Origin of the sequence: Methylobacterium goesingense (assembly GCF_022179225.1) — a bacterium.
In the GTDB taxonomy this organism is placed as follows: domain Bacteria; phylum Pseudomonadota; class Alphaproteobacteria; order Rhizobiales; family Beijerinckiaceae; genus Methylobacterium; species Methylobacterium goesingense.
The window spans coordinates 1-10,034 of the sequence record NZ_BPQL01000197.1 but is presented as its reverse complement, the minus strand read 5'-3'; the positions used below and the strand labels follow the sequence as shown (position 1 = coordinate 10,034).

Below are 10,034 nucleotides of genomic sequence, written 5' to 3'. Positions count from 1 at the left end.
CGTGCGGCCTGAGCCCGGCGCGTCCCCCCGCTTACGACGGTCCGACCGAACAGATCCCACGCGCTGTCAGGCCACCGGTAGCGGCCAGTTTCGAAGTGTTCTATAACGCGCCCAGGCTGCGCCGCGCGAGTTTCAGGGCGTCCAAATCGCCCTTCGCGCATCATCCTCATCCGGGCACCCCCGGGGCGGCGCGCGCTTCATAGCGCTCCCAGCCGAACACGTGTTTTCGTGGCGCAGGTTATGCCTGCGCGTGTTCGACCAACCGCTCGCGAGGAATTATAACGCCGTGGCATCGATCGACAGCTTCCAGTCTCGCCAGACCCTCACCGTCGGAGACAAGTCCTACACCTACTACTCGATCCCACATGCCGAGAAGGCGGGCCTCGCCGACGCCACCGCGCTGCCCTTCTCCATGAAGGTGCTGCTCGAGAATCTGCTGCGCTTCGAGGACGACCGCTCGGTCAAGAAGGACGAAATCTCGGCCACCGTCGCCTGGCTCGGCAACAAGGGCAAGACCGAGACCGAGATCGCCTTCCGCCCTTCCCGCGTGCTGATGCAGGATTTCACGGGCGTGCCCGCCGTCGTCGACCTCGCCGCGATGCGCGACGCCATGGTGGCGCTGGGCGGCGACCCGCAGAAGATCAACCCGCTGGTGCCGGTCGACCTCGTGATCGACCACTCGGTCATCGTCGACGAGTTCGGCACCCCGAAGGCGCTGGCCGACAACGTCGCGCTGGAATACTCGCGCAACGGCGAGCGCTACACCTTCCTGAAGTGGGGCCAGTCGGCCTTCGATAACTTCTCCGTCGTGCCGCCCGGCACCGGCATCTGCCACCAGGTGAACCTGGAATACCTGTCGCAGACGGTCTGGACGAAGTCGGAAGACGGCACCGAGCTCGCCTATCCGGACAGCCTCGTCGGCACCGATTCGCACACCACCATGGTCAACGGCTTGGCCGTGCTCGGCTGGGGCGTCGGCGGCATCGAGGCCGAGGCCGCGATGCTCGGCCAGCCGCTCTCGATGCTGATCCCCGAGGTCGTCGGTTTCAAGCTGTCGGGCAAGCTGCCCGAGGGCACCACGGCCACCGACCTCGTGCTCACCGTCACCCAGATGCTGCGCAAGAAGGGCGTGGTCGGCAAGTTCGTGGAGTTCTACGGCCCCGGCCTCGACGACATGGCGGTGGCCGACCGCGCCACGATCTCCAACATGGCTCCCGAATACGGCGCCACCTGCGGCTTCTTCCCCATCGACCAGAAGACCATCGACTTCCTCACCGTCACCGGCCGCGCCGACGACCGGATCGCCCTGGTCGAGGCCTACGCCAAGGCGCAGGGCATGTGGCGCGATGCCCAGACCCCCGATCCCGTCTTCACCGACACGCTCGAACTCGACATGGGCGACGTGCGCCCCTCGCTCGCCGGCCCCAAGCGCCCGCAGGACCGGGTGCTTCTCGACGGCGCCAAGCCCGGCTTCGCGCAGTCCATGGAGACCGAGTTCAAGAAGGCCGCCGACATCGCCAAGCGCTATCCCGTGGAGGGCGCGAACTTCGACATCGGCCACGGCGACGTGGTGATCGCCGCCATCACGAGCTGCACCAACACCTCGAATCCGAGCGTGATGATCGGCGCCGGGCTCCTCGCCCGCAACGCGGTCGCCAAGGGTCTGCGCTCCAAGCCCTGGGTGAAGACCTCGCTCGCGCCCGGCTCCCAGGTGGTGGCCGAGTACCTCGAGAGCGCCGGCCTGCAGGCGCCCCTCGACGCGCTCGGCTTCAATCTCGTCGGCTTCGGCTGCACCACCTGCATCGGCAATTCCGGTCCGCTGCCGGCCCCGATCTCGAAGGCGATCAACGACAACGACGTCGTGGCCGCCGCCGTGCTCTCGGGCAACCGCAACTTCGAGGGCCGCGTGAACCCGGATGTCCGGGCGAACTACCTTGCTTCGCCGCCGCTGGTGGTCGCCTACGCGCTCGCCGGCTCGATGCAGATCGACATCACCACCGAGCCGCTGGGCACCGGCTCGGACGGCCAGCCCGTCTACCTGAAGGACATCTGGCCGTCGTCCGCCGAGGTCCAGGAGTTCATCGAGGCCAACATCACCTCGACCCTGTTCAAGTCCCGCTACGCCGACGTGTTCGGCGGCGACGATTACTGGAAGGCCGTCGAGGTCACCGAGGCCGAGACCTTCAAGTGGGATTCGACCTCCACCTACGTGCAGAACCCGCCCTACTTCGAGGGCATGCAGAAGACCCCCGCCCCGGTGGAGGACGTGGTCGATGCCCGTATCCTCGGCCTGTTCCTCGACTCGATCACCACCGACCACATCTCGCCGGCGGGCAACATCCGGGCGAACTCTCCGGCAGGCGCCTACCTGCAGGAGCACCAGGTCCGGGTGCAGGACTTCAACCAGTACGGCACCCGGCGCGGCAACCACGAAGTCATGATGCGCGGCACCTTCGCCAACATCCGCATCAAGAACCAGATGGTCCGCGACGAGTCCGGCAACGTGGTCGAGGGCGGCTGGACCCTGTTCCAGCCCTCGGGCGAGCGGATGTTCATCTATGACGCCGCGCAGAAGTATCAGGCCGAGGGCACGCCGCTCGTGGTCTTCGCCGGCAAGGAGTACGGCACCGGCTCGTCGCGCGACTGGGCGGCCAAGGGCACCAAGCTCCTCGGCATCCGCGCCGTGGTGGCCGAGAGCTTCGAGCGCATCCACCGCTCGAACCTCGTCGGCATGGGCATCGTGCCCCTGGTCTTCCAGGGCGAGACCTCGTGGGCCTCGCTGGGTCTCAAGGGTGACGAGACGGTCTCGATCCGGGGCCTGTCGGGCGACCTGAAGCCGCGCCAGACCATGATCGCCGAGATCACCTCCGCGGACGGTACCAAGCGGGAGGTCCCGCTGACCTGCCGCATCGATACCCTCGACGAGCTCGAGTACTTCCGCAACGGCGGCATCCTGCCCTACGTCCTGCGCTCGCTGGCGGCGTAACGCGCCCGTCTCACCCGATCGTGGAACAGGCCTCGCCCGAAAGGGCGGGGCCTTTCTCGTTCCGGCGTGTACGCTTGACGCCAAGCCGCACCCGGTGGAAACGCGGGGCAATGCCCGAAACCGCGACCGTGCAAGGGTTCTCAGGTGACTCGCTTCTCCATTGACCGCGTCCCGGCCGCGCCGCGTCTGAACCCTTTCCCCTCTGTGGGAACAGGGCGATGAGCATGCGCCCCATCCTCCTGACCAACGCCACGCTCTGCGATCCGGCCACGGGCCGGCAGGCACCCGGCCACGTCCTCGTGCGCGACGGGCTCATTCATGATGTCGGCTGGAGCCCGCTCGCCGGGGTGCCGGACGAGGCCGAGACCATCGATTGCGGCGGCCACGTCCTCAGCCCCGGCCTCATCGATCTGCGCGCCTTCGTGGGCGAGCCCGGGGCCGAGCATCGTGAGACCCTGGCCAGCGCCAGCGCCGCCGCCGCCGCCGGGGGCGTCACCACCCTGGTCTGCATGCCGGACACCAACCCGGTCATCGACGGGCCGGCCATCGTCGATTTCGTCCTGCGCCGGGCGCGGGACACCGCGTGCGTCAACGTCCTTCCGGCCGCCGCCATCACCAAGGGACTGGCAGGTCACGAAATGACCGAGTTCGGCCTGCTTCAGGAAGCCGGGGCGGTCGCCTTCACGGATGGCCTCAAGGCGGTGCGCAACGCCCAGGTGATGCGGCGGGCGATGACCTATGCCCGCGACTTCGGCGCCCTGCTGATGCAGCACGTGGAGGAGCCGGATCTCGTCGGCGACGGCGTGATGAACGAGGGCGAGATGGCCTCCCGCCTCGGCCTCCTCGGCATCCCGCGCGAGGCCGAGACCGTGATGCTGGAGCGCGACATCCGCCTCGTGCGCCTCACCGGCGCCCGCTACCACGCGGCGATGATCTCCTGCGCCGATTCGGTCGAGATCGTGCGCCGCGCCAAGGCGGATGGCCTGCCCGTCACCTGCGGCGCCTCGGTGAACAACCTGGTGCTCAACGAGGGCGACATCGGCCATTACCGCACCTTCTGCCGGCTCTCGCCGCCGCTGCGCCACGAGACCGACCGGCTCGCCCTGGTGGCGGCCCTCAACGAAGGCGTGATCGACGTCATCGTCTCCGACCACAACCCGCAGGACGTCGAGACCAAGCGCCTGCCCTTCGCCGAGGCCGCCGACGGGGCGCTGGGCATCGAGACGCTGCTGGGCGCCGCCCTCCGGCTGGTCCATACCGGCGATATCAGCCTGCCGCGCCTGCTCGCGGCCCTCACCGCCAGCCCGGCGGATCTTCTCGGGCGCCGGGCCGGTCGCCTCGCGGCCGGAGCCGCCGCCGACCTCGTGCTGATCGATCCCGACCTGCCCTACGTCCTCGACAAGCGCGCCTTGAAGTCCCGTTCGAAGAATTCGCCCTTCGACGAAGCCCGCCTGCAGGGGGCTGCGATCCTCACGATGGTGGCGGGACGCATCGTGTTCCGCGCGCCTGCCGAGAGCGAGGCCGCCGCGTGATCGCCCTCGACGCACTGCCCTGGCCCCTCCTGCTGGCGTCGCTGGCGGGGGGCTACCTCCTCGGCTCGATCCCGTTCGGGCTGATCCTGACCCGCTTCGCCGGCCTCGGCGACGTGCGGGCGATCGGCTCGGGCAACATCGGCGCCACCAACGTGCTGCGCACCGGCCGCAAGGGCCTCGCGGTCGCCACCCTGCTGGGCGACGCGCTGAAGGGCACGTTCGCGGTTCTGATCGCCGGCCGTTTCGGAACCGAGACCGCCCTCGTGGCCGGCCTCGGCGCCTTCCTCGGGCACCTGTTTCCGGTCTGGCTCGGGTTCAAGGGTGGCAAGGGGGTGGCGACCTTCCTGGGCGTGCTGCTCGCTCTGAGCCCGCCCGGCCTTCTGGCCTTCGCGGCCATCTGGCTCGGCCTCGCCTTCACGCTGAAATACTCCTCCCTCGCAGCCCTGGCGGCCTCGGCCCTGACGCCCCTGGTCCTTTGGGCGCTGGGACAGCCTTCGGTTGCAATTTTGTTTCTCCTGCTCGCCGCCCTGCTATGGTGGAAGCACGCGCCCAACATCCGTCGGCTCATCGACGGGACCGAGGGGCGCATCGGGCAGAAGGGCTGAGGCCCGGGCGCCCGCTCCAGAGGGGGGAGGGCGAATGCAGCTCACCGATGGCCAGCGCCTCGACTGGCTGCGTCTGATCCGCAGCGAGGGGGTCGGCCCGCGTACGTTTCGAACCCTCATCAACCGCTTCGGCGGGGCCGGCGCCGCCCTGGAGGCCCTGCCGACGCTCACCGGCCGCAGCGGCCGGCGCATCACCCCGCCGAGCCGGGCGGAGGCGGAAGACGAGATCGCCGCCGCCGCCCGCCTCGGCGCCCGCCTCGTCGCGCTCGGGGAGGGGGACTACCCGAAACTGCTGCAGGCCGCCGATTCGGCGCCGCCGCTCATCGCCATCCGGGGCGAGGCCGCGATCCTAAACCGGCCCGCCATCGCCATCGTCGGCTCGCGCAACGCCTCCGCCGCCGGACTCGCCTTCACCGAGCGCCTCGCCCGTGGGCTCGGGGAGGCGGGCCTCGTCGTGGTCTCGGGGCTGGCACGCGGCATCGATGCCCGCGCCCACCGGGCCGCCCTGGAGCCCGGCACGGCGGCGGTGCTGGCGGGGGGACAGGACCGGATCTACCCGGCCAATCACGCCGCCCTGGTGGAGGCGATCCTGGAGGCCGGCGGCGCCGTCCTCGCCGAGATGCCGATGGGCTGGGAACCGCGCGGGCGCGACTTTCCCCGGCGCAACCGCATCATCTCGGGGTTGGCCTACGGGACCGTGGTGGTGGAGGCCGCCCGCCGCTCGGGCTCGCTCATCACCGCCCGCTTCGCCCTGGAGCAAGGGCGCGAGGTCTTCGCCGTGCCGGGCTCCCCCCTCGACCCGCGCGCGGAGGGCACCAACGACCTGATCCGCCAGGGCGCGACCCTGGTTGCGGAGGTGGCTCACGTCACGAAGGCGATCGCGCCGCTGTTGGAGGAGGGCACCCGGAAGCAAGGGGGCGGCTTCGAACAGGGGGCGGACACCCTGGCCCTCGATCGTCCGGACCTCGCGGAGGGATCGATCTTCTGAGACGAACTCGACGTCGACGGCCCCGTGCCGCCCCTCTTGCCCGAGGCTCCGGAGACGGCCGAACCGGCGGACGACCGGGCCCGCCTGATCGGCTTTCTCAGCCCGACGCCGATCGGGACCGACGAGCTCGCGCGGGCCGCCGGCCTCAGCGTCCGCGTCGTCCAGACCACGCTGCTCGAACTCGAACTCGACGGCCGCATCGAGCGGCACGGCAGCGGGACGGTGTCCCTGCTCGGCTGACGGCCGAGGCAAGGTCTCGTCATCCTTAACGGTGTCTTGAGACCCGGGCGTTAACCAAGACGGGACGGTGGCCGACAAGCCGCCCCAGAGGATGCGCGCTCCGTGACCAGCCTGCTGACCAACAACGCCGCCCTGACGGCGCTGACGACGCTGAAGGCGATCAACCAGCAGCTGGACGTCACGAGCAAGCGTGTGTCCACCGGCCAGCGCGTCACGGACAGCGCCGACAACGCGGCCTATTGGTCGATCGCCACCAGCGTTCGCACGGACAACGCCGCGCTCGGGTCGATCAAGGATTCCCTCGGCCTCGGGGCCTCGGCGGTGGACACCGCCTATAACGGTCTCACCAGCGTCCTGTCGGATCTCCAGAACCTGCGTGCCAAGCTCCAGACCGCCCTCCAGCCGGGCGTCGACCGGGCCAAGGTGCAGACCGAGATCGCCGCGATCCAGGACAAGATGAAGGCCACCGCCAGCTCTTCCACGGCGAGCGGACAGAACTGGCTCGCCACGGATTCCTCGCCCACCAACACGGCCTATCGGTCGACGCAGAGCGTGGTCGCCGGGTTCTCCCGCGACAGGACCGGAGCGGTGACGTTCTCGCGGGTCGACATCGACGTCGCGGCGATCCGGCTCTACGATTCCGGCGGCGCCAGCGTGACCCGGCCGGCCTCCGGCGCGCGTCAGACGGCGCAGATGGCCCTGGCCGGCTCGCCCGGCTTCGCCCCCGGCGGCACGGCGGATTTCAGCGGGACCAACGAGGTCGCGATCCGGCTCACCGGTTCGGCCGGCATCGGCACACTGGTGCTGAACCGGTCGAACCTCGCCGCCGCCGTCAAGGACCTCGCCAAGGTGACGACCGACGAGGTGGTGAGCGCCCTCAACAATCAGATCGCGGCCTCGTCCTCCCTGCGAGGCAACGTGACCGCATCCCTCGACGACGGGGGCAGGCTCCGCTTCGAGACGACGGCGACCGGCGCCGGCTCCGCCCTGAACATCCTGTCGGGGACCGCGGGCGGCACCTGGCTCGACCTCGGTCTGGGAGCGAACGGCGGCACCGCCCTCTACCGGCCGGCGGTCGCGGCGGCGCCCTACGTGCCCATCGACCTGTCGGGCGCCGCGACGAAATCGATCACGGTGAGCGACGGCGCCACGAGCCAGACGGTCACCCTGACCGCTGCCAGCCTGCCGGCCCCGGCGAACCCAGCGGCTGTCAGCATCACGGAGATCCGCAACCTTCTCAATGCCAGCCTGGCGGCGCAGGGCAGCCCCCTCGCGTTCAGCCTCTCCGGCCCGGAGAACGCACCCGACCGCCTCATTCTCCTCGGGGCGAGCGGCGGCCCCACAGGCAGCGCGACGATCACGGGCCCCGACACGGCAGCCTTCGGCTTCACCAACGGTCAGACCGGCCTCGGCGCCACGGGGCTCAACGGCAGCGCACGCATCTCGGTCTACGGCAGCGATGCGGTGACGACCATGACCAAGGGCATCCTCGACACCACCAACCCCGCGGGCGTGTCCATCGGCACGATCAATATCGCGAACCTCGCCGGCACCGCCGGCGACGCGACCCTGTCGGCCCTGATCACGCAGGTGGACAAGGCCATCGCCAGCGTCACCAACGCCGGCACGAAGCTCGGCGCCAACAAGACCCAGATCGACGGCCAGAAGGCCTTCGTCGACACGCTGATGAAGGCCAACGACCGGACCATCGGCATCCTGGTGGACGCCGACGTGGAGGAGGAGTCGACCAAGCTGAAGGCCCTCCAGACCCAGCAGCAGCTGGCCGTCCAGGCCCTCGGCATCGCCAACGGCGCCTCGGCGGGCGTCCTCTCGCTGTTCCGCTGAACGGGATCGCGGATCAGTCTTCGCCCTCGTCGTCCTCCGCCGCCTCGCCGAGGGCGCGCCGCATCTGGTCCAGGCAGCCCTGGAGGATGTAGGCGGCGGCCAGCATGTCCACCACCTCGCCGCGCTTGGCGCGCGAGGCGTCCGCCGCGATCAGCGCGCGGGTGACGGCGGCGGTGGAAAGGCGCTCGTCGCAGTAGAGGACGGGCAGGGGCAGCAGCGGCTTCATGTTGCGCACGAAGGAGCGGGTCGACTGGACCCGCACGCCCTCGCTGCCGTCCATGTTCAGGGGCAGGCCGATGACGAGGCCGCCGACACCGTGCATCTCGCACAGGGTCCGCAGACGCGCCACGTCGGGGGTGAACTTGACCCGCCGGATCGTCTCCAGGGGCGAAGCGATCTGGCGGCCGACATCCGACAGGGCGAGACCGATCGTCTTCGTGCCGAGATCGATCCCGATCAGGCGGGGGCCGCCCCGCGACACCTCCGCGAAGGCCCGCATCTCGGCCTCGTCCATGTCCACCCCGCTCCCGTGGTCCGTCCCCTGAAGGCGCTCCTCCTGCGCGATCCGCACCGAGCCGGCAAGGGGCGCCGGCAAGGGGCTGACCAAGGGGCCGAGGACGGGCCGCGTCCCGTCAGTGCAGCCCGGCCGAGCCCGCGGTACCGTCACCCACGAAGGAAGCGGGCAGGGGCTCGGCACCCATGCCGAGGATGCCGCGCACCGCCGGGCCTCGGCTGCGCCGCATGAGGTCGACGAGGTCGGCGCCCCCGAAGCGGATCGATTCGAGGTCGGCGCCCAGCACCCAGATCTCGTACTCGTCGCGCCCCGGCACCACGTCCCAGAACAGGAACTCGCCGGCCTCCGTCTGGCCGAAGAAGCAGGCGCGCTCGATCACGCTCGGGTCGTCGCCCTCCACCTCGAAGCGGTGTCCCTCGCGCCCCTCCAGCACCGCCGCGATGCTGTGGGCGATCAACTCCGAGCGTCCCACGAGGTCGGTTTCCGGATCCGCGCCCGGGATCGCCACGCGGAAATGCCCGTTCGCGAGCCCGGCCCCGAGGGTCCGGCAGAAGGCGCGGTAGCTTTCCGGCAGCGCGAAGCCGAGCTCGGTCTCGGCGCGCTCGAGGTCGGCCGTCCCCGCGAGGGGGCCCGGCGCGCAGGGCTCGAAGACCGTCTCCCACATCTGAATCGCTCCCTCCGGGCCGTTAACGCTAACGAAGCGTATCCTTACCCTTGCGCGGACCCCATCGGCCAGAGCATCGTTAATCGTTCGTTAACGTCTCGGATGTCGTCCGCATGAGCCCGCCCGATTCCCGCCCCCCGCGCCGCAAGATGCCGCTGCGGCACAAGCTGATGCTGGCGCTGGCCTGCGAGATCCTGTTCGTCGGCTTCCAGCAGGCGGACCTGCGGTCGCGGCAGACCGGGATCCTCATCGAGGTGCCTGCCGTCGCGCACCACCGCATCGCCTGAGTTTCGCCGGCCCGCCCGAAAGGCCGACCGGCGTTGCGAGCGCGCGAGGGCGGGTGCTATAGCCCGGCGCATCGCCCCATCGCCCGCCAACCCCGCTGGGCTCCGGATGGGTGCCCGAGGAACTGAAGACAGCATGTCGGTCGACGCAACGACGGTGAGGCGCATCGCGCACCTGGCGCGCATCGCGGTGAGCGAGGACGAGGTCGCCCCCCTGCAGGGTGAACTCAACGCGATCCTGGCCTTCGTCGAGCAACTCGGTGCCGTCGACGTGACGGGGGTCGAGCCCATGACCTCGGTCACCCCGATGGCGATGAAGAAGCGGGCCGACGTAGTCACCGACGGGGCCAAGGCCGACGCCATCGTGGCCAACGCG

At 70.1% G+C, this 10,034-nt stretch carries 8 protein-coding genes and 1 pseudogene; 7 read left to right on the top strand and 2 right to left on the bottom strand.

The window, feature by feature from the left end:
• Positions 1 to 286: 286 nt before the first annotated feature.
• From acnA to MFF30_RS26035, 5 genes and pseudogenes are all read left to right on the top strand, one after another.
• Positions 287 to 2,986 (top strand): aconitate hydratase AcnA, encoded by a 2,700-nt coding sequence (gene acnA, locus MFF30_RS24430; RefSeq protein WP_238282782.1) that lies wholly within the window; start codon positions 287 to 289, stop codon positions 2,984 to 2,986.
• 224 nt (positions 2,987 to 3,210) lie between these two features.
• Complete coding sequence (locus tag MFF30_RS24425; protein WP_238282786.1) at positions 3,211 to 4,518, top strand: dihydroorotase; 1,308 nt, start codon at positions 3,211 to 3,213, stop codon at positions 4,516 to 4,518.
• Complete coding sequence (gene plsY / locus MFF30_RS24420) at positions 4,515 to 5,123, top strand: glycerol-3-phosphate 1-O-acyltransferase PlsY (RefSeq protein ID WP_373321004.1); 609 nt, start codon at positions 4,515 to 4,517, stop codon at positions 5,121 to 5,123. The genes MFF30_RS24425 and plsY overlap by 4 nt, the downstream gene beginning before the upstream one ends.
• A 34-nt stretch (positions 5,124 to 5,157) precedes the next feature.
• Positions 5,158 to 6,351: pseudogene (dprA, locus tag MFF30_RS24415) on the top strand (DNA-processing protein DprA).
• Between the two features lie 102 nt (positions 6,352 to 6,453).
• Positions 6,454 to 8,196: a flagellin N-terminal helical domain-containing protein gene (locus MFF30_RS26035; protein ID WP_283205933.1), complete on the top strand. Its 1,743-nt coding sequence runs from the start codon at positions 6,454 to 6,456 to the stop codon at positions 8,194 to 8,196.
• A 13-nt stretch (positions 8,197 to 8,209) separates the two neighbouring features.
• On the opposite strand, the gene ruvX is transcribed toward MFF30_RS26035, so the two are convergent.
• Positions 8,210 to 8,710, bottom strand: a complete 501-nt coding sequence (gene ruvX / locus MFF30_RS24400; RefSeq protein WP_238282783.1) for a Holliday junction resolvase RuvX — start codon at positions 8,708 to 8,710, stop codon at positions 8,210 to 8,212.
• 118 nt (positions 8,711 to 8,828) lie between these two features.
• Positions 8,829 to 9,374: an SMI1/KNR4 family protein gene (locus tag MFF30_RS24395; RefSeq protein WP_238282781.1), complete on the bottom strand. Its 546-nt coding sequence runs from the start codon at positions 9,372 to 9,374 to the stop codon at positions 8,829 to 8,831.
• A 113-nt stretch (positions 9,375 to 9,487) separates the two neighbouring features.
• Here MFF30_RS24395 and MFF30_RS24390 point away from each other — a divergent pair, with 113 nt between their 5' ends.
• Together MFF30_RS24390 and gatC are read left to right on the top strand one after the other, a co-directional pair.
• Entirely contained in the window at positions 9,488 to 9,661 is a 174-nt protein-coding gene (locus MFF30_RS24390) for a hypothetical protein (protein WP_238282780.1), read from the top strand.
• A gap of 133 nt (positions 9,662 to 9,794) precedes the next feature.
• On the top strand, positions 9,795 to 10,034 hold a 240-nt coding region (gene gatC / locus MFF30_RS24385; RefSeq protein WP_238282779.1), incomplete at its 3' end, for an Asp-tRNA(Asn)/Glu-tRNA(Gln) amidotransferase subunit GatC.